The organism is Streptomyces sp. NRRL F-5126 (genome assembly GCF_000721265.1).
GTDB lineage: Bacteria > Actinomycetota > Actinomycetes > Streptomycetales > Streptomycetaceae > Streptomyces.
This window is the reverse complement of the sequence record NZ_JOFZ01000005.1, coordinates 301,215-318,961: the sequence shown is the minus strand read 5'-3', so window position 1 is coordinate 318,961 and position 17,747 is coordinate 301,215. Positions and strand designations below refer to the sequence as shown.

Here is a 17,747-nt window from a genome sequence, read left to right as displayed (position 1 = left end):
CGGTGGCCAGGACGAGTCAGGCGCCCCCGCCCCCGGCGGAGCAGCGGCAGCAGGAGGCGCGGCAGCAGCTCAGCGAGTGCGCGCGGGCGACGTCGGCGTACGAGTCGCGCTTCCGCATCGACCGGCCGATCGTGCCGGCGCGTGCGGCGCGCGTCGTCGCGCTGGACGAGCGCGCGGTCGCCGTCGCACGACGGGTCGCGGGGCGCCAGTGGGCACACGCCAGGTTCTACGCGTGCGAGGGCGGCGACCCGCTCGACCCGGTGCTGCGCAGGCTCGACGGCGTGCCGGCGCCCCTGCGGCAGGTGCTGACCGGAACCGACGTGGTGGTCGTGCTGGCGACGGAGGATTCGGGCGAGGCGTACGCGGCGGCGATCGGCAGGACCTGCTGGGAGCGCGGCATCACGACGGCGGGCCTGGTACTGGGCATCGACTACGAGGCGCAGGACGCGGTCGCGGCGCTGCGGCCGTACGCGCGGGTACTGCTGCCGTCGGCCGACGAGAGCGACGTCCTCGAACTGCTCACCGCGCTGCGCGTCTGAGCGGCGCGTAGGGCACACGAGGACGCGACCGTACAGAGGACGCGGACGGCACACGAGGAGAGGCGGTGCGGCCACCATGGCCGAGAAGGTCACCACGGGCACGCTCCAGCGGATGAAGGACGACGGCCGCAAGATCGTCGGCGTCGTCGCGTGGGACTATCAGATCGCGCGGATCGTGGACCGCGCGGGCGTGGAGATCGTGTCGGTCGGCGACACGGTCGGGGTGAACCTGTGGGGGCAGGCCAACCCCTTCGAGATCACGATGGACCAGATGGTGACGGTCGCGCAGGCGGTGCGCCGCGGCGTGCGCCGGGCCCTGGTCAGCGTGGACTTCCCGTTCGGGCCGCTGCAGGAGGGCACGGACAGCGCGGTGCGCGCGGCCATCCGCTTCGTGAAGGAGGCGGGCGCCGACATGGTGAAGGTCGACGCGGCGTCCGACTTCCCCGAGGCGGTCACCGCGATCACCCGGGCCGGCATCCCGGTGTTCGCGCAGTTCGGCATCACACCGCAGACCGCGCTGCGCTACGGCGTCGAGTACAAGTCGGTCCCCTCGGCCGCCGACGCGGTGCCCGAGGCGATGAAGGACGCCATGGTGGCGGAGGCAAGGCGCCTGGAGGAAGCGGGCGCGGTACTGCTGAACTTCACCAACTCGGGCCCGGTGGCCGGCGCCGCCGTGGCCGGCGCGGTGTCCGTCCCCGTGGTCGGCGGCTTCGGCGGCGGCCCGTGGCTCGACGGGCGCATGCGGATGGCGCATGCGGCGATCGGGTACGCGGCGTCGGCCGTGGACGACCCGCCCGACACCTACGCGAACGTCGCGCGGACCACGCTGGACGCGATCAGCGCCTACGCGGCCGACGTGCGCGCGGCACGGCAGGTGGCGGGCGGCATCCCCGTGCCGCCGCCGGGAAACTGAGAGGAGCGGGCCATGCCCGTCACGGAGATCGACGGCCTGCGCACCAGGTACGAGGTGAGCGGGCAGGGCCCGGCCCTGCTGATGTTCTCGCCCGGCGGCTTCGACTCGACGCTGGAGAGCTGGCGCACCGTCGGCGTATACCGGCGGCTGAACCTGCTTGAGCACCTGTCGCGCTCGTACACCTGCGTCACGTTCGACCGCAGGGAGTCGGGCCACTCGGGCGGCCGGGTGGAGCGCGTGTCGTGGGCCCACTACGTGGCGCAGGGGGCCGGCCTCCTCGACCACCTGGGCATCGAGCGCGCGCACCTGATGGGCGGCTGCGTGGGGTGCTCGACGGTGGCCTCGTTCGCGGTCGCGCACCCCGGCCGGGTGCTCAGCATGGTGCTGTACTCCCCCGCGGGCGGTGTGAAGTACCGGATGCGGCAGCACGCACGCTTCGTCGAGCACCTGGCGTACGCGCGCGGCGAGGGCCTGAAGGCGGTGGTGGAGCTCGCGCGCGACTCGGAGGCGGGGTTCACGGCCGACCCGCGGCTGGGTCCCTGGGTATCGGTGCTGCGGACGGACGACGCGTTCGCGCGGCGGTACGCGGCGATGGACGTGGAACGGTACGCGACGACGGTGACGGGGCTCGCGCGCCACCTGTTCGACCGGGACACCGTGCCCGGCCCCGAGCCCGAGGACCTGCTCGCGCTGGACGTCCCCGCGCTGATCGTGCCGGGCCAGGACACCTCGCACGCGCCGTCGGCCGCGCGGTACCTCCAGGAGTGCGTGCCGGGCGCGGAGTACTGGGACGTGCCGGTCGCGGAGCAGACGGAGGAGAGCGCACCCGCACGGGTGCTGCGGTTCCTGCGGGAGGCCGGGCGCGGCGCATAGGCGACCCACGTGGGTAAAAATGACATATGGCACGACATGGGCACGTGGCGCGCTCCTCGCCGCACGGCCGGACCGAGGGCGCGCGGCGGCGCGGCCGGGCGGAGGCCAGGCGGCTGCTGAGCCCGCGCAGTGTCGTGGGCCAGATGTTCTTCCTCCAGGTCGTCGTGGTGATCCTCGTCGCGCTCGCGTCCGGCACGCTGCTGGTGCTCACGCTGCAGCACGAGGAGGCTCAGGACGCGGCGCACCGCTCGCTGTCCGTCGCCGAGGGGTTCGCCAACTCCCCCGGGGTCGCCGCGGCGATCACGTCGCGTGACGCGCCTCTCGAGCTGCAGCCCCAGGCGACGGCCGCGATGCAGGGGGCGGATGTCGACTTCCTGACCGTGGTCGACCGCCAAGGCGTCCGGCTCACGTCGCCCACGCCCGGCCTGATCGGGCAGCCGAGCGACCAGGACATGGCGCCGCTGCTCGCGGGGCAGACGGTCCAGTCCAAGACCACCGGCGCGCTCGGCCCGCAGTACCGCGCCTTTGTCCCCGTCGAGGCCCCGAACGGCTCGGTGGTGGGCGCGGTGGGCGCCGGTGTCAGGACGAGCAGTGTCAGCGACACGGTCAACCGCCAGATCCCTGTCGTGCTGGGTCTGGCGGCCGCCGCCATCGCCGTCATCACCGCGGGCGCGGCCCTGCTCAGCAGACGGCTGCTGCGCCAGACCCACGGCCTCGGCCCGGCCGAGATCACCCGGATGTACGAGCACCACGACGCGGTCCTGCACGCGGCCCGCGAGGGCGTGGTGATCGTGGACGGCGACGGCTCACTGCTGCTCGCCAACGACGAGGCGCAGCGCCTGCTCGACCTGCCGGAGGACGCGCAGGGCAGGCCGGTGCGCGGGCTCGGCCTGCCACCGCCCATCGCGCAGTTGCTCGCGGACAACAGGGCGGCCAGCGACGAGGTGCACCTGGTGGGCGGCCGGGTACTCGCCGTCAACCAGCGCCGTACCGGCACGGACGGCGGGCCGCCGGGCAGCGTGGCGACGCTGCGCGACTCGACGGAGCTGCAGGCCCTCGCGGGGCGTGCCGAGGCGGCGAGCAGCCGGCTCAAGCTGCTGTACGACGCGAGCATCGGCATCGGCACGACGCTGGACGTGCGGCGCACGGCGGAGGAGCTGGGCGAGGTGGCCGTCCCCGAGTTCGCCGACTTCACCACCGTCGACCTCGTCGACACGGTACTGAGCGGCGAGGAGCCCGAGGAGGGCACGGCGAGGTGGTACCGCCGCGTCTCGGCCGCCGGCGTCACGGAGGGCCATCCGCTCATCCCCACCGGGGCAAGGCACAGGCCCTCGGACGGCGGACCCCAGCTGCGGGGCATCGATTCCGGGCACGCCGTCCTGGAGCCCGATCTGCGGCGTGCCGGCGAGTGGTGGGCGGAGGATCCCGAGCGCGCGGACCGCGTGATGGACTTCGGGATCACGTCGCTGATCTCCGCCCCCTTGTACGCGCGTGACACGGTGCTCGGCGTGGCGACGTTCTGGCGGTACGAGGAGTCCGGCGCCTTCGAAGCGGACGACCTGGCGCTGGCCGAGGAGCTCGCGGCGCGGGCCGCCGTGTGCATCGACAACGCCCGCAGGTTCACCAGGGAGCACGGCATGGCCGTGACACTCCAGCGCAGCCTGCTGCCGAACCGCCTGCCGGAGCAGGGCGCGCTGGACGTGGCGTACCGCTACCTGCCGGCCCAGGAGAGCGTGGGAGGTGACTGGTTCGACGTCATCCCACTGCCGGGCGCGCGGGTCGCGTTGGTGGTGGGCGACGTGGTCGGGCACGGGTTGCACGCGGCCGTCACCATGGGGCGGTTGCGCACGGCGGTGCACGTGTTCGCGGCGCTCGACCTCCCGCCGGACGAGCTTCTCGCCCACATGGACGAGCTCGCCGACCGCATGGACCAGGAGGGCGGGCCGCCCGACTCCGACGAGGGGATCATCGGCGCGACCTGCCTGTACGCGGTGTACGACCCGGTCGGGCGGCGCTTGACGATGGCACGCGCAGGGCACCTGCCGCCCGCCCTGATCGGTCCCGACGGCGCGGTGCGGTTCCTCGACCTGCCCGCGGGGCCACCGCTCGGCGTGGGCGGCCAGCCGTTCGAGGCGGCCGAGGTGGTGGTGGAGGAGGGCAGCCGGCTGGTGCTGTACACGGACGGCCTGGTGGAGGCGCGCGGACGCGACATCGACGAGGGCCTGGCTCGCCTGGCCCGGACGCTGGCCGTCGCCCGTGGCGGCCCCGAGGAGGTGTGCGCCACGGTGCTCGACGCGCTCCTCCCGGGGCGCTCGGCGGACGACACCGCGCTGCTCGTGGCGAGTACGCGTGCGGTGCCGCCGTGGCGGGTGGCGCGCTGGGAGGTGCCGAGCGACCCGGCGGCCGTCGCGGAGGTGCGTGCGGCCGTGGCGGCGAAGCTCGCGCAGTGGGGACTGCGGGAGACGGGCTTCACCACGGAGCTGATCCTCAGCGAGCTCGTCACCAACGCCATCCGGTACGCGGACGGCCCGATCACGGTGCGGCTGCTGCTGGACCGCCGGCTGATCAGCGAGGTGTCGGACGCCAGCAGCACGGCCCCGCACCTCGGTCATGCGGCCGCGACCGACGAGGGCGGCAGGGGCATGTTCCTGGTGGCGCAGCTCGCCGAGCGCTGGGGCACCAGGTACACGCGCGACGGCAAGATCATCTGGGCGGAGCAGCCACTCCCGCCCGGCTACCACCCGCCACAGCCGGCCCTTCCCCACACGGCAACGCACCCGGCCTGAGCCGCCGGCCCGTCCACTCCGGCCGCGCAGCGGGGCGCCGCCGTGCTTCGGGCGGGGCCGACGGCACCACGCATTCCCCCGGGCAGCCGACCGGAGCCGCGCACGGGCGAGGAGATCCGCGGGCGCAGCCCGGCAGCCGCGCCGCGCCGGCCCCCCTGCGCGGCGCCCCGGCACGGCGCTCGTGCGCAGCCCCGTGCGGGGGGCACGCTCGTACCGTCCCGGCGAACTGCCCCGCCGGGCAACTGGGCCGCACCCGGCAGCCGCTGGACCGCCGCCTTGAGCGGGCGGCGGGCGAGGCGGCCCGCGCACAGCCCGGCTGACGCCACGGTCCGCTGCCCCGCCCCAGCGGCCCCTGCCCCCACCGGCGCCCGGCACAGGCGCGGGCACGTGCGCCGCCCCGTCGGAATCCGCCTTGAGCGGCCGGGGCCTGGGGCCGCCTGCCGGCGCAGCCGGGCTGCCGTCAAGGTCCGGCGCTCAGCCGCGGGTGCGGGCCGCAGCGCCCGCGGCTCTCGTCGGACTGCCGCCCGTAGGCCCGGGCTGCCGCCTTGAGCGGGCGGCGGCGAGGCGGCCCGTGGGCGCGGCCGCCCGGCACGGCCCGTCGCTCAGGCGCAGCCGCGCGCCGCACACCGTGCGCCGCGGGCTGCCGCGCCGCGCCGGTCGGGGCGGGTGCCCCGGCGGAGCGCGACGCGCCGGCGGCGGCGTCAGTGCGGCGGCTCACCGCGTTCCAGTGCTGCGATCTGGGCGACCCTGCGGGCGTGGACGCCGCCCTTGAACGGGGTCGTCAGCCAGGTCGCCACGACCTCCTCGGCCGCCTGCGGGGCGAGCGTCTTCGCTGCGAGCACCAGCACGTTCGCGTCGTTGTTGCCGCGCGAGATCCCGGCGCTCCACACGTCGTGGCAGAGCCCCGCCCTGATCCCGTGGATCTTGTTGCAGGCCACCGTCTCACCGAGCCCGCTGCCGCCGAGTACCAGGGCGCGGTCGGCGCGGCCCGCGACCACCTCGGCGCAGGCGTCCGCGCACAGCGCCGGGTAGTCGACGACGCTCGCCGCGTCGCTCGCGCCGCCGCGGTCGTCCACGGTGTGCCCCTCGGCGGCGAGCCACCGTACGAGGCGCGCCCGCAGGGCGACGCCGTTGTGGTCGGCCGTGACGGCGATCCGCATCAGGCCGTCACGTCCAGCGTGGTCTCGGCGAAGACGTCCTCCAGCTTCACGGGCGCCCGCAGGATCCGCTGGTCGACGGCGTGCCGCACCAGCGTTTCCAGGACGGCGTGGTTGGGCTCGATCCCGTAGGGCAGCGGGTCCTCGCCGGTCACCTCCAGCACGCGCGCGTACATCCGGTCCGTGGCCGTCGGCTCCGCGATCGCGCCGGCGCGCAGCCGGTCGACGTAGAGCGACTTGGCCCGGGCGAACGCGTCGAACACCTCGAACCCGAACTCGGGCCGCTCGCGCAGGAGTTCGTCCTTGACTACCACGAGGTGGTTGATGGGGTAGAAGCCGCGGGAGCGCAGTGCCGCGTACCCGGCCCCGACCGGGTCGGGGATCAGCGGGACGATGCCGGGCGCGTCGGGCGCGGGCCCGATCGTCGCGGCCAGCTCGCCGTCGAGCAGCATCTGTTCGAGGCTCGCGCCTGCCGGCATGCGCACGACGTTCGACGGCGGCTCGTAGGCGGCGACGTGCTCGTCGCCCGACAGCACCCAGGTGATGGTGGACAGGTCGACGCCGTACTCCTCCTGGAGCACCGCGCGCGCCCACACGCCCGTGGTGACGGTGTAGCCCCTGTTCACGCCGACCCGGTGGCCCTCCAGGTCCTTGGGGTGCCGGATGCCGGGCCACCGCGAGGGATTGGCGTGGATCGCGCCGTGGTGGAAGCCGCGCACCAGGAACGCGGGGACGGCGGTGAAGCGCGCGCCGTGCTCCTTGGCCACGAGGTACGTGGTGAGCGCCATCTCGGTGACGTCGAACTCGAGTCCGCGCACCATCCGGCGGAAGGCGTGCACGAGGACGGGGACCTCCTCGAAGGCGAAGTCCCAGCCGGCCGGCGTCACCTCCCCCGTCTTGAGCGCCTCGTTGTCGCCCTGGGTGCGGGTCACTGCCCGCAGTCGGCGGTCGGCCATGTCGTCTGCTCGATTCTGTCGCGCGCGGACCTGTCGCACCCGAAAGGTAGCATGGTCAGTCCATCAGGCCATAGAGTGTGGGAGCACGCGGGGCCACCGCGCAACGGCCCGGCGCACGCGTCCCCACGGTGAGGAGAGGTCATGGCAGAGCAGGTGTTGGCGGCGGTCAGGACGGGGCCAGGCACGACGGAGCTGCGCGAGTTCCCCATGCCGGACGTCCCGGCCGACGGCGCCCTGTTGAAGGTCGAGGTCGCCGGCATCTGCGGCACCGACGTGAAGATGTACGGCAAGCCGCCCTTCGCCGATCCGGTGATCATGGGCCACGAGAACGTCGGCGTGATCGCCAGGGCGGGACGGGAGTTCACCGAGCGCAAGGGGCTCGTCGAGGGCGACCGGATCTTCGTGGAGCACTACGTCGGCTGCATGCGGTGCGCCTGGTGCCACGCGGGCGAGTACCGCCACTGCGAAGGCACGGACTGGCGCACCAACCCCGACGCGCGGCGCTACGGGTACACGTCGGCGAACAACCCGTACCACCTGTGGGGCGGCTTCTCGCAGTACCTCTACCTGCCGTGGAACTCCGTGACCCACCGCGTGCCGGATGGCGTCTCGGCCGAACTGGCGGGACTTGTCACACCGTTGTCGAACGGCATCGAGTGGGCGCTGGTCACCGCGGGCGTCGGCTACGCGAGCACCGTGCTCATCCAGGGGCCGGGACAGCAGGGCCTTTCGCAGGTCGTCGCCTGCAAGCAGGCCGGCGCCTCGCTGATCATCGTGACCGGCACGACGAAGGACGCCGCGCGCCTGTCGATGGCGCGCGCGCTGGGCGCCGACGCGGTGATCGACGTGCGCGAGGAGGACGCCCTGACGCGCGTGCGCGAACTCACCGGCGGGCGCGGCGTCGACGTGGTGCTCGACTGCACCGCGGGCGCGGGCACCGCGCCGGTGCTCCTCGGCGTCGACGCGCTCAAGCGCCGCGAGGGCACCATGGTCGTGCAGGGCGAGGTGGCGGCCTTCCCCGACTTCCCGCTGAAGAAGCTCACGGAGAAGTCGATCGCCATGAAGAGCGCGCGCGGCCACAGCTACCGCGCCTGCGAACTCGCCCTCGAACAGCTCGCGTCGGGCCGCTTCCCGCTGGAGCGGCTGGCCACGCACACCTTCGGCCTCGCGGACACCGACAAGGCCATCAGGACCGTCGGCGGCGAGAGCGGCGAGGACGCCGTGCACGTCTCCCTGCTGCCCTGGGCGGAGGCGGCATGAGCGGCCTCGTCGTACGGGACACACCGCGCGCGGACGAGGCCGCCGTGGACGCGCTCGCACGGTACGGCGTGGCGACGGTCCACGAGGCGCAGGGGCGCACCGGGCTGCTGTCCTCCGCGCTCAGGCCGGTCTTCGCGGGCGGCCACATCGCGGGCTCGGCCGTGACGGTGAGCGTGCCGCCCGCGGACAACTGGACGCTGCACGTGGCGGTCGAGCAGTGCAGGCCGGGCGACGTCCTGGTGGTCTCCCCCACGTCGCCCTCCGACGCCGGGTACTTCGGCGAGCTGCTCGCCACGGCCGTGGCCGCGCGCGGTGTGCGCGGCCTGGTCATCGACGCGGGGTGCCGCGACGTAGCCGAGCTGACCGCGATGGGATTCCCCGTGTGGTCGCGCCACGTCTGCGCGTTCGGCACGGTGAAGGAGACCCTCGGCGACGTCGGGCTGCCACTGGCGTGCGCCGGGCAGCGGATCGACCCGGGCGACGTGATCGTCGCGGACGACGACGGCGTCGTGGCCGTACCACGGGGCCGTGCGGCCGACGTGGCGGCGGCCTGCCGGGCGCGCGAGGACAAGGAGGCACGCTCGCGCGAGCGCTACGCGCGCGGTGAACTGAGCCTGGACGTCGGGGCGATGAGGGAGCGCCTCGCCGCGAAGGGCCTCACCTACGCCGACCACGCCGACCTGGCGGGACGCGAGGACGGCCGCGGGGTGACGGCCCGGTGATCATCGACTGCCACGGCCACTACACGACCGCGCCGCCGCAGCTGCAGGCCTTCCGCGACGCGCAGTTGGCGCGCCTGGCCGAGCCGGGACGGGCGGTGCCTGCGATGGCGCCCGTCACGGACGACGCGCTGCGCGAGTCGGTGGTCGACCACCAGCTGAAGGTGTTGCGGGAGCGCGGCGGCGACCTGATGCTGTTCTCGCCGAAGGCCTCGGGCATGGAGCACCACGTCACCGACACGGCGACGGCACACGCGTGGGCCGAGGCGAGCAACGACCTCGTCCACCGGGTGTCCCTGCTGTTCCCCGAGCACTTCGCCGCCGTGTGCCAGCTGCCGCAGACGCCGAACGGTCCGCTCGACGGTGTGATAGCCGAGCTGCGGCGCTGCGTCGGGGAGCTGGGGTTCGTCGGCTGCAACCTCAACCCCGACCCGTCTGGCGGCCATTGGACGTCGCCGCCGCTGACCGACCCGTACTGGTTCCCGCTGTACGAGGTGCTGGAGGACCTGGGCGTACCGGCGATGGTGCACGTCTCGACGTCCTGCAACCCCTCCTTCCACACGCTCGGCGCGCACTACCTGAACGCCGACACGTCGGTGTTCATGCAGCTCGTCCAGGCCGACCTGTTCGACCGCTTCCCCGGGCTGCGCCTCGTCATCCCGCACGGCGGCGGGGCGGTCCCGTACCACTGGGGCCGCTACCGCGGCCTCGCGATGCGGATGGGACACCCGGACCCGGCCGAACACCTCAAGGACAACGTCTTCTTCGACACCTGCGTCTACCACCAGCCCGGTGTGGACCTGCTGACCCGTGTCGTCGGCACGGGCAACGTCCTGTTCGCCTCGGAGATGCTGGGCGCCGTGCGCGGCGCCGACCCGGCGACCGGGGTGGCGTGGGACGACACCAAGCGCTACGTGGACGGCACCGGCCTCACCGGCGAGCAGCTCGCCATGGTCTACGAGACGAACGCGCGCCGCGTCTACCCGCGGCTCGACGCGCTCCTCATCGCACAGGGAAGGTGATCAGGCATGTCACGCCTGCGACTGACGATGGCCTGCGGCGACTACGACCGCACCCGTGCCCTCCAGGAGGGCACCATCAGGCCGGACGGCATCGACCTCAACTACCTGCGGCTGCCCGTGGAAGAGACCTTCTTCCGGATGATGCGCCACCAGGAGTTCGAGGTGGCGGAGCTGTCGCTGTCCTCGTACGTCCTCTCGCTGCGGCAGGATCCTTCGCCGTTCGTGGCGCTGCCGGTGTACACGTCGAGGATGTTCCGGCACGGCGCGCTGTACTGCAACGCGGGGTCGGGTATCGAGCGCCCGGAGGACCTGCGGGGCAAGGTGGTCGGCAACCCCGAGTACCAGCTGACGGCGAACGTGTGGATGCGCGGCATCCTCTCCGACCGCCACGGCGTGCCCTTCGACTCGGTCACCTACCGCACCGGCGGCCAGGAGGGCACCGGCCGGGTGGAGAAGGCGAAGGTCCCGCTGCCGGGCTCGCTGCGCATCAGCCCGATCACGGGCGACGCGACCCTGTCGTCGATGCTGGCGAGCGGCGAGATCGACGCGCTGTACACCCCGCGCATCCCCAGCCCCTTCGTGGCCGGCGACGCGCGCGTGCGACGGGTGTTCCCCGACTTCGTGGCGGCGGAGAAGGAGTACTACGCGGACACCGGCATCTTCCCGATCATGCACGTGGTCGCCGTGCGGCGCGACGTGTACGAGGCGAACCGCTGGGTCGCGCAGTCGCTGTACAAGGCGCTGCTGGCCGCGAAGGAGGAGGCGTACGCGGGCCTGTACGACACGTCGGCGCTTCGCTTCACCCTGCCCTGGCTGACCTCGCAGTTCGAGGAGGCGAGGGCGCTGCTCGGCGAGGACTACTGGGCGTACGGCCTGGGCCGCACGACGCTGTCAGCTTTGTCAACGTTCCTGCGCTACCACCACGAGCAAGGGCTCTCCGACCGGCTGCGCACGCCGGAGGAGCTGTTCGCGCCCGAGGCGATCGAGGCGGCGGTGATCTGACCTTCGGCCGAGGCGTCGAAGGGAGCCCGGGCCCCCTCCGACGTGGACCTCCACAGAATGACGTGCAAGGGTGTGGGCGGTTCCCGGCACAGCCGGGCCGCTCGTGAACCCGTCGCATTCGGAGGTGGCGTCGCATGCCGGCAGAGGGTCCGGGGTCCGCAGGCGTGACGAAGCTCCCGCACGCCGCCCGCAACCTCCGCGCGCCCCTGTGCATCCTGCAGAGTGCGGCCCGTGCGAAGACGACCCGCGACATCGCGCGCCGGCCGTCCGCACTCGGCCACGACCACTGACGGACAGGGAGCTCGCAGATGACGGACCCGCGGGACGGGGAGCCTTCCCGGCAGGCGACGCGGCATCGTCCCTCGGGCCCGCCGCGTCAGCGGACGCCGGGTCACGGCACGGCGCGTCCGCCCTCAGCCGGCTCGGCCCAGGAGCCGCCGGGCGGCGGCAGGGCCGCGGCCCGCAAGGCGGCACGCGCGGGTGACGGCGGCCGCAGGCGCCGCCGCGCGAGGCCGCCGTCGCGGCGCAGGCGCGTCCTGCGGATCGTGCTCGGCGTGGTCTCCGCGCTGGTGCTGATCACCGCGGGCGGCGGCGCCTACCTGTACGAGCACCTCAGCGGCAACATCAAGAGCGTCTCCATCGGGGGCGGCGGCAAGGAGAAGGCGGACTCGTTCGGCAGGACCCCGATCAACGTGCTCGTGATCGGCTCCGACGGCAGGAACTCCAAGGACGACTGCAAGCTCGGCGGCGGCTGCGGGTCGAGCGACTCGACGGCGGGCCACAACGCCGACGTCGAGATGGTCGTGCACATCTCGGCGGACCGCTCCAACGCCACCGCCATGAGCATCCCCCGCGACACGATGACCCGGGTCCCCGCCTGCCAGGGGACGAACGGCGGCCCCTCGACACCGGGCTACGAGGGACAGATCAACAGCGCCCTGCAGTACGGGCCTGCCTGCCAGGTCAAGACCGTGCGGCAGCTCACGGGCATCACCATCGACCACTTCGTCATGCTCGACTTCGCGGGAGTCGTGAAGATGTCGGACGCGGTGGGCGGTGTGTCGGTGTGCGTGTCGGACAACGTCTACGACACCTACTCGCACCTCAAGCTCTCCAAGGGTCAGCACACCCTCAAGGGCGACGCGGCGCTCGAGTTCGTCAGGACGCGGCACGGCCTCGGCGACGGCAGCGACCTCAGCCGCACGTACGCGCAGCACATCTTCCTCGGCGCCATGATCCGCAAGCTCAAGAGCGCCGGCACGCTCAGCGATCCCACCAAGGTCTACGCACTGGCCGACACGGCCACCAAGGCCATGACCGTGGACACCGGCCTGGGCAGCATCGCGAAGCTGATCGGCCTGGCCGACGACCTGAACAAGGTCCCGCCGAAGCGGATCACGTTCACCACGATGCAGACGGGCACCGATCCGACGAACGCGAACCGGGTGATCCCGGCGCCGGGCGCGTCGGCGCTGTTCGCCGCGATCGCCGACGACAAGCCGCTGACATCGCCCGACGGCAAGAAGACGTCCGCGGGCAAGAAGACGGGGGCGTCGAAGTCCCCGGCCTCCGGCGGCTCGGGCAGCGGCCCCTCGTCGTCCGCCACGGTCGCGCCCTCCGACGTCACGGTGAGCGTGGACAACGGCACGAGCACCTCGGGCCGGGCGGCCGCGGTCGGCGCCGCGCTCACCGCCAAGGGGTTCGGCGCCGGCACGTACGGGAACGCGAGCACCCCGCAGTCGAAGACCACGCTCGCCTACGGCCCGGGCCAGAAGGCGCAGGCCCAGACCGTGGCTGACGCGCTCGGCCTGCCGTCGTCCCGCCTGTCGTCCACCGGCACGCCCGGCGTCGTGCTCACCATCGGCGCCGACTGGACGAGCGGTACGTCCTTCCCGGGCGGCTCGGGGTCCGGCGGCTCGAAGGCCGACACGCACGCGGCCGTCTCCGGTGCGCACGCCGAGCACGCGGACGACTCGACGTCGTGCGCGAAGGTCAGCAAGTACAAGACCGTCGAGATCAACGGCGTACCGATGACGCCATCTCAGGCATACACGGCATCACCGAACAAAAAGGACTCGGCGCCCTGATCCGGACAGGCTGAGCCGTCCGGGCCAGGGCGCCGAGGAGGGGCGCCGTGCCACCGGTGCGGCGTGCGGGGCATCCGCCGATGCCACGCACGCCACCGGGTGGCGCGTCCCGTCTAGTACGGGCCGTTCACGTTGTCGATCGAGCCGTACACGGCGGCGGCGTAGTTGCACGCCGCGGTGATGTTCGCGACCGGGTCGTACGGGTCCATCGAGGTGCCGGCCACGTGGTACGTGTTGAACGTGGGGTCGATCACCTGGAGCAGGCCCTTGGACGGGGTGCCCTGCGCGGCGTTGGAGTCCCAGTTGTTGATCGCCTGCGGGTTGCCGGACGACTCGCGCATGATGTTGCGGTAGATGCCGTCGTAGCTGCCGGGGATGCCGTGCTGGGCCATGATGGCCAGCGACTGCTTGATCCAGCCGTCCAGGTTGTCCGAGTAGGTCGTGGTGGACGCCTGCTTGGTGGACGTCTGCGCGGCGGGCGCCTTGGCGGCCGGGGCGGAGTCCGCGGTGTTCTGGGCCTTCAGGGTCGTGGCCTTGTGCTCCGAGCCCGTGGCCTTGTGCGCCGCGGTCCGGGCGGCACCGCCGTGCAGCGTCAGCTTGAGGCCGGGGTGGATCAGGTTCGGGTTGGCGCCGACGGCGTCCCGGTTGACCTGGTACAGCTTCTTCCAGCCGCCGGACAGCGAGTGCGAGGTCGCGATCTTGTAGAGCGAGTCGCCGCTGACAACGGTGTACGGGGCGGCGGCCTTCTTGGCGGCCGCCTTGACCGCGGCGGGCGCCTTGGGCGCCTGGTGCACGGCCGCCTCGTGGCTCACCGACTGCGCGACGGGCGCGGCGCTGGCGCCGGTGGCGGTCAGCAGCGGGACGGCGAACACGGCGCTTCCCACACCTGCTGCCATCAGTCCGCGGGACAGCGAGCGGGGCATGGGACGGCGGTGAATGGCCTTTTTGGGCATGCTGAATTCCTCTCCGTCGCCTGCGAGGTGAGCTGTCGGGTTCGGGCTGGAGATGCCCGGCCGCACGAATGCGACTTCACCCCTAGCCGTTCCGCGTTCGCGACTCGGCGGCTTACCTGGGTCCCCCGCTCCTGCCGAATGGATGAATGGTTGAGGTATCCGGACAGCGGCAGGATTCGGCGGTCTGTCCGGAATGACGAGAACGTAAGCGAAGACCTCGCGGCGAAACAAGTTGCGAATTCGCTCAGCCATGCCCCGGGCACTCAAAGCCAGGAACCCAGCGATCACCGGATCGCCTTCCGGAATGCCAACACGCCGCACACAACGCCCACATGGGCTGCCTACAGGAAGCGGCAAGATGACCGACAGGTGATACATATCACCGATCGGAAGGTCAACCACCCTTCACAACACACGCCAGACAGCTACAAGTTACCCGAACGCCCCAGACAACCCCTTAGGTACTAATTGGACAAATACTCCCATACAGCCACGCAGGCCTGCCTCATAGGGAACGCACAGCTTGAAGGCCGGTCAGCGAAGCGGAACCCGCCCGGCGGAAGCACCACTGTCATTCACCCCGCGAGTCGCACGGTATCCCCGTGCTCAATTCTGACGTGCTGTCAAAAGCACGGGAAAGATGACCGCTCCCGAAAGAAGAGGGATGCCGCCATCGAATACAGCGTCAGGAATGCGACGGGCCCGGCCACCACCTGAGTGCGAGAAGGAGTTCGGCCCGCGCGGTCGCGTCCGAAAGGTCGGCGCCGAGCAATTGCTCCGCGCGCCTTACTCGATGGCGAACGCTGTTGCGGTGCAGTCCGGTCAGCTGGGCGGTACGGTCCCAGCCGCCGTGGCAGGCCAGCCACACGCGCAGCACCTCGGCCAGTTCGGCGCCGCCGCGCCCCTCCGGGTCGTCGAGGAGCGGGGCCAGCGTCCGCCGCGCCCACTCCCCCGCGAGCGCCGGGTCGAGCGCCCCCGCGATGCCGAGGCCGTCCTCGCCCGCCACCAGCGGTGTGCCGGACTCGGCTGCCTGGCGCAGCAGCAGCCCGGCTTCCCGGTCGGCCGCGGGCAGTTGGCCGGGCAGCACGGGTCTGCTGAGCACGGCGAGCCAGTCGCCGCGTTCGCGGAGCCGGTCGAGTTCCGGCCGCCCCATGGCGGCGGGAACGACGCCGCGCAGCGTGTCTGCCCGCACGTCGACGAGCGGGCCCGGCGGGCGGGCGTCCGCGGTGGCTCCGGGCGGGCGCCCGGCGTGCAGCACCCTTGCCCGCGTGGGCTCTTCGCCGGCCGAACCGCCGTTGCCAGAAGACGAACCGCCGGCTTCGGGCTCCGTCCCGGCCAGGAGTTCCCCGAGCAGTTCCCGGGCGCGCCCCGACTCCGCCGGGTCGTCGCCCAGCAGCAACAGGGCTGCCAGCCCGCCCTGTTGGTCCACGCTCCGCTCGCCTCGGGAAAGCAGCCCGAGCAGCCCCACCGCCACGGCGACCGCGCCACGGCCGGCGGCCGGCGCCGGCCGGGCGCCGCCGAGGAGCAGCACGCGCACCGCGGCGCCCGCCGCCTCCACGGGGTGGAGCGCGACCCGGCCGGCTTCCGTGTGGTCGACGGCGCTGCGCGGACCGTCGCCGCGGGCGAGCCGCACGGCCAGCTCCCGGACCGTGTCCCCGGGCTCGGGGGCCTCCGATGTGGTCGCGAGGGTGCGGCCGTCCGCGTCGAGGAGCGCGGCCCAGCCGCCCACGGCGCGTGCCGTCGCTTCGAGGACGGCGGGCACCGGCGCGTTCCTGTGCAGCGCGGCCCCGGTGATCGCGGCCTGGGCCTCGGCGAGCGCGAGCAGCTGCTCGGTGTGGCGCCGCTGGAGTGCGGCGGCGACGGTGCGGGCGACCCGGTGGAAAGGGGTGGACTCGGGGACCGTGAGCAGCGGCAGCCCCCGCTCCTCGCAGGCGGCCGCGAGCGCGCGGGGCACCGAGCGGTGCACGGGTGCCAGCCCGAGCCCGAGTGCCGCGACGCCGGCGGTGACCAGCTCGTCGACGTAGGAACCCGGGTCGGCGGGCAGCGCCAGGCCGGCCGTGAGCAGCAGCTCGCCGCCCAGCAGGTAGGGGCCGGGATCGGGCAGCTCGCTCACGTGCGCCCAGCTGACACGCCTGGTCAGCAGCGCCTGCGAGGTCACGGACGTGAGTCCGAGCGCGGGGTCGTCGACGAGGCTGCGCAGCGCGAGGGACGGGATGGCGTCGGGGCTTTCCCCTGACGCGGCCGAGGCCCGGGGCTCCTCGGGTGGTGGGGCGTCCATGACAGGCTCCGGCCGGCTCGGGGAGGACACGGCACTGCGCGTCTGGGCCGATTCATCCTATGCGTACATCAGCACAGGATGATTCGTCCCGTGACCCGGCCGGGTGTCGTGCCTAGGCTGCTCGGCGGTGGCCCCGCAGGGCCGCTTCCCGCCGCCCTCGTAAGGAAGAGGCCCGTCCCGTGTCCCCTGCCGACCCGCGCCCCGCCGCCGATCCGACGCCGTCTGCCGAGGAGCCCGCAACCGGCCGCCCGCGCACAGCACCCGTCGGCCCCGTCGACAGTTCCGTCGTGCCCCGGTACGCCGGCATCGCCACGTTCGCGCGGCTGCCGCGGCTCGACGAGGTCGGCCGGGCCGACGTCGCGGTGGTCGGCATCCCCTTCGACAGCGGCGTCTCCTACCGGCCGGGAGCCAGGTTCGCCCCGGCCGCCGTCCGCGAGGCGAGCCGCCTGCTGCGGCCGTACCACCCGGCGCTCGACGTGTCCCCCTTCGCGGCGGTGCAGGTCGCGGACGCGGGTGACATCGCGGTCAACCCGTTCGACATCGGCCAGGCGGTCGCCACGGTCGAGCAGGAGGTGGGTGAGCTGGCGGCGACGGGTGCCTCGGTGGTGACGGTCGGTGGCGACCACACGCTGTCGCTGCCGCTGCTGCGTGCGGCCGCCCGGCTGCACGGCCCGGTGGCGCTGCTGCACTTCGACGCCCATCTGGACACCTGGGACACGTACTTCGGCGAGCCGTACACGCACGGCACCCCGTTCCGCAGGGCCGTGGAGGAGGGGCTGCTCGACACGGAGGCGCTCAGCCACATCGGCACCCGCGGCCCCCTCTACGGCAAGGCCGACCTGGACGAGGACCAGCGCCTCGGCTTCGGCATCGTGACGGCGGCCGACGTGATGCGGCGCGGCGTGGACGAGACGGTGGCGCAGGTGCGTGAGCGGATCGGGGACCGTCCGCTGTACGTCTCCGTCGACATCGACGTGCTCGACCCGGCGCACGCGCCGGGCACGGGCACGCCGGAGGCGGGCGGCCTCACGTCGCGCGAGCTGCTGGAGATCCTGCGGGGCCTGGACGGGACGCGCATCGTCGGCGCCGACGTGGTGGAGGTGGCGCCCGCGTACGACCACGCGGACATCACCTCCGTCGCCGCCTCGCACGTGGCCTACGACCTGGTCAGCCTCCTCGCCCTGCGGCGGGCCGCCGCCTGA

The 17,747-nt window shown here is 73.2% G+C and carries 15 protein-coding genes and 1 riboswitch; of the genes, 11 read left to right on the top strand and 4 right to left on the bottom strand.

Annotated features, from left to right (window positions below; translation table 11 throughout):
* Window positions 1–2 precede the first annotated feature (2 nt).
* The 4 genes from IH48_RS0112590 (at window position 3) to IH48_RS0112575 (ending at window position 5,111) form a co-directional block, all read left to right on the top strand.
* Window positions 3–539 carry a 3-methyl-2-oxobutanoate hydroxymethyltransferase gene (locus IH48_RS0112590; protein WP_234434223.1) on the top strand — a complete coding sequence of 179 codons (537 nt, stop codon included), beginning with the start codon at window positions 3–5 and terminating at the stop codon, window positions 537–539.
* 76 nt (window positions 540–615) lie between these two features.
* The gene (locus tag IH48_RS0112585) at window positions 616–1,452 is read left to right on the top strand and encodes a 3-methyl-2-oxobutanoate hydroxymethyltransferase (RefSeq protein ID WP_030903036.1); all 837 of its coding nucleotides are present in this window, start codon (window positions 616–618) and stop codon (window positions 1,450–1,452) included.
* Between the two features lie 12 nt (window positions 1,453–1,464).
* Window positions 1,465–2,325, top strand: a complete 861-nt coding sequence (locus IH48_RS0112580) for an alpha/beta fold hydrolase (RefSeq protein WP_030903034.1) — start codon at window positions 1,465–1,467, stop codon at window positions 2,323–2,325.
* 26 nt (window positions 2,326–2,351) lie between these two features.
* Complete coding sequence (locus IH48_RS0112575) at window positions 2,352–5,111, top strand: SpoIIE family protein phosphatase (RefSeq protein ID WP_420705476.1); 2,760 nt, start codon at window positions 2,352–2,354, stop codon at window positions 5,109–5,111.
* 701 nt (window positions 5,112–5,812) lie between these two features.
* Here IH48_RS0112575 and IH48_RS0112570 read toward each other — a convergent pair.
* Both IH48_RS0112570 and IH48_RS0112565 read right to left on the bottom strand, forming a co-directional pair.
* Window positions 5,813–6,271 carry an RpiB/LacA/LacB family sugar-phosphate isomerase gene (locus IH48_RS0112570; protein ID WP_030903029.1) on the bottom strand — a complete coding sequence of 153 codons (459 nt, stop codon included), beginning with the start codon at window positions 6,269–6,271 and terminating at the stop codon, window positions 5,813–5,815.
* Window positions 6,271–7,224 (bottom strand): hypothetical protein, encoded by a 954-nt coding sequence (locus IH48_RS0112565; protein WP_030903027.1) that lies wholly within the window; start codon window positions 7,222–7,224, stop codon window positions 6,271–6,273. The genes IH48_RS0112570 and IH48_RS0112565 overlap by 1 nt, the downstream gene beginning before the upstream one ends.
* A 141-nt stretch (window positions 7,225–7,365) precedes the next feature.
* On the opposite strand from IH48_RS0112565, the gene IH48_RS0112560 reads away from it, so the two are divergent.
* The 6 genes from IH48_RS0112560 to IH48_RS0112535 all read left to right on the top strand — a co-directional run bounded on the left by IH48_RS0112560 (window position 7,366) and on the right by IH48_RS0112535 (window position 13,314).
* A complete protein-coding gene (locus IH48_RS0112560) occupies window positions 7,366–8,484 on the top strand; it encodes a zinc-dependent alcohol dehydrogenase (RefSeq protein ID WP_030903024.1) in 1,119 nt (372 codons plus the stop codon).
* Entirely contained in the window at window positions 8,481–9,206 is a 726-nt protein-coding gene (locus IH48_RS0112555) for a 4-carboxy-4-hydroxy-2-oxoadipate aldolase/oxaloacetate decarboxylase (protein ID WP_051839646.1), read from the top strand. The genes IH48_RS0112560 and IH48_RS0112555 overlap by 4 nt, the downstream gene beginning before the upstream one ends.
* On the top strand, window positions 9,203–10,225 hold the full coding sequence (locus tag IH48_RS0112550) for an amidohydrolase family protein (RefSeq protein ID WP_030903020.1): 1,023 nt from the start codon (window positions 9,203–9,205) through the stop codon (window positions 10,223–10,225). Before IH48_RS0112555 ends, IH48_RS0112550 begins: the two co-directional genes overlap by 4 nt.
* A 6-nt stretch (window positions 10,226–10,231) precedes the next feature.
* Window positions 10,232–11,227: a 4,5-dihydroxyphthalate decarboxylase gene (locus IH48_RS0112545; RefSeq protein ID WP_030903016.1), complete on the top strand. Its 996-nt coding sequence runs from the start codon at window positions 10,232–10,234 to the stop codon at window positions 11,225–11,227.
* A gap of 134 nt (window positions 11,228–11,361) precedes the next feature.
* Window positions 11,362–11,517, top strand: a complete 156-nt coding sequence (locus IH48_RS36220) for a hypothetical protein (RefSeq protein WP_158710282.1) — start codon at window positions 11,362–11,364, stop codon at window positions 11,515–11,517.
* 18 nt (window positions 11,518–11,535) lie between these two features.
* Window positions 11,536–13,314: an LCP family protein gene (locus tag IH48_RS0112535; protein ID WP_030903014.1), complete on the top strand. Its 1,779-nt coding sequence runs from the start codon at window positions 11,536–11,538 to the stop codon at window positions 13,312–13,314.
* A 113-nt stretch (window positions 13,315–13,427) separates the two neighbouring features.
* On the opposite strand, the gene IH48_RS0112530 is transcribed toward IH48_RS0112535, so the two are convergent.
* Complete coding sequence (locus IH48_RS0112530; RefSeq protein WP_030903012.1) at window positions 13,428–14,267, bottom strand: LysM peptidoglycan-binding domain-containing protein; 840 nt, start codon at window positions 14,265–14,267, stop codon at window positions 13,428–13,430.
* A 4-nt stretch (window positions 14,268–14,271) separates the two neighbouring features.
* Window positions 14,272–14,459, bottom strand: a riboswitch (cyclic di-AMP (ydaO/yuaA leader).
* 493 nt (window positions 14,460–14,952) lie between these two features.
* A complete protein-coding gene (locus tag IH48_RS0112525) occupies window positions 14,953–16,545 on the bottom strand; it encodes a PucR family transcriptional regulator (RefSeq protein WP_051839643.1) in 1,593 nt (530 codons plus the stop codon).
* A 287-nt stretch (window positions 16,546–16,832) separates the two neighbouring features.
* Between IH48_RS0112525 and speB the strand changes: the two genes are divergently transcribed.
* Window positions 16,833–17,747 (top strand): agmatinase, encoded by a 915-nt coding sequence (gene speB, locus IH48_RS0112520; protein ID WP_030903007.1) that lies wholly within the window; start codon window positions 16,833–16,835, stop codon window positions 17,745–17,747.

What these genes read in the sequence shown, in the direction of transcription:
- IH48_RS0112555 (WP_051839646.1), top strand. Translation starts at nt 8,481, where the DNA reads ATGAGCGGCCTCGTCGTACGGGACACACCGCGCGCGGACGAGGCCGCC.
- IH48_RS0112545 (WP_030903016.1), top strand. Translation starts at nt 10,232, where the DNA reads ATGTCACGCCTGCGACTGACGATGGCCTGCGGCGACTACGACCGCACC.
- IH48_RS0112525 (WP_051839643.1), bottom strand. Translation starts at nt 16,545, where the DNA reads ATGGACGCCCCACCACCCGAGGAGCCCCGGGCCTCGGCCGCGTCAGGG.
- IH48_RS0112570 (WP_030903029.1), bottom strand. Translation starts at nt 6,271, where the DNA reads ATGCGGATCGCCGTCACGGCCGACCACAACGGCGTCGCCCTGCGGGCG.
- IH48_RS0112565 (WP_030903027.1), bottom strand. Translation starts at nt 7,224, where the DNA reads ATGGCCGACCGCCGACTGCGGGCAGTGACCCGCACCCAGGGCGACAAC.
- IH48_RS0112560 (WP_030903024.1), top strand. Translation starts at nt 7,366, where the DNA reads ATGGCAGAGCAGGTGTTGGCGGCGGTCAGGACGGGGCCAGGCACGACG.
- IH48_RS0112575 (WP_420705476.1), top strand. Translation starts at nt 2,352, where the DNA reads ATGGCACGACATGGGCACGTGGCGCGCTCCTCGCCGCACGGCCGGACC.
- IH48_RS36220 (WP_158710282.1), top strand. Translation starts at nt 11,362, where the DNA reads ATGCCGGCAGAGGGTCCGGGGTCCGCAGGCGTGACGAAGCTCCCGCAC.
- IH48_RS0112530 (WP_030903012.1), bottom strand. Translation starts at nt 14,267, where the DNA reads ATGCCCAAAAAGGCCATTCACCGCCGTCCCATGCCCCGCTCGCTGTCC.
- IH48_RS0112585 (WP_030903036.1), top strand. Translation starts at nt 616, where the DNA reads ATGGCCGAGAAGGTCACCACGGGCACGCTCCAGCGGATGAAGGACGAC.
- IH48_RS0112580 (WP_030903034.1), top strand. Translation starts at nt 1,465, where the DNA reads ATGCCCGTCACGGAGATCGACGGCCTGCGCACCAGGTACGAGGTGAGC.
- IH48_RS0112535 (WP_030903014.1), top strand. Translation starts at nt 11,536, where the DNA reads ATGACGGACCCGCGGGACGGGGAGCCTTCCCGGCAGGCGACGCGGCAT.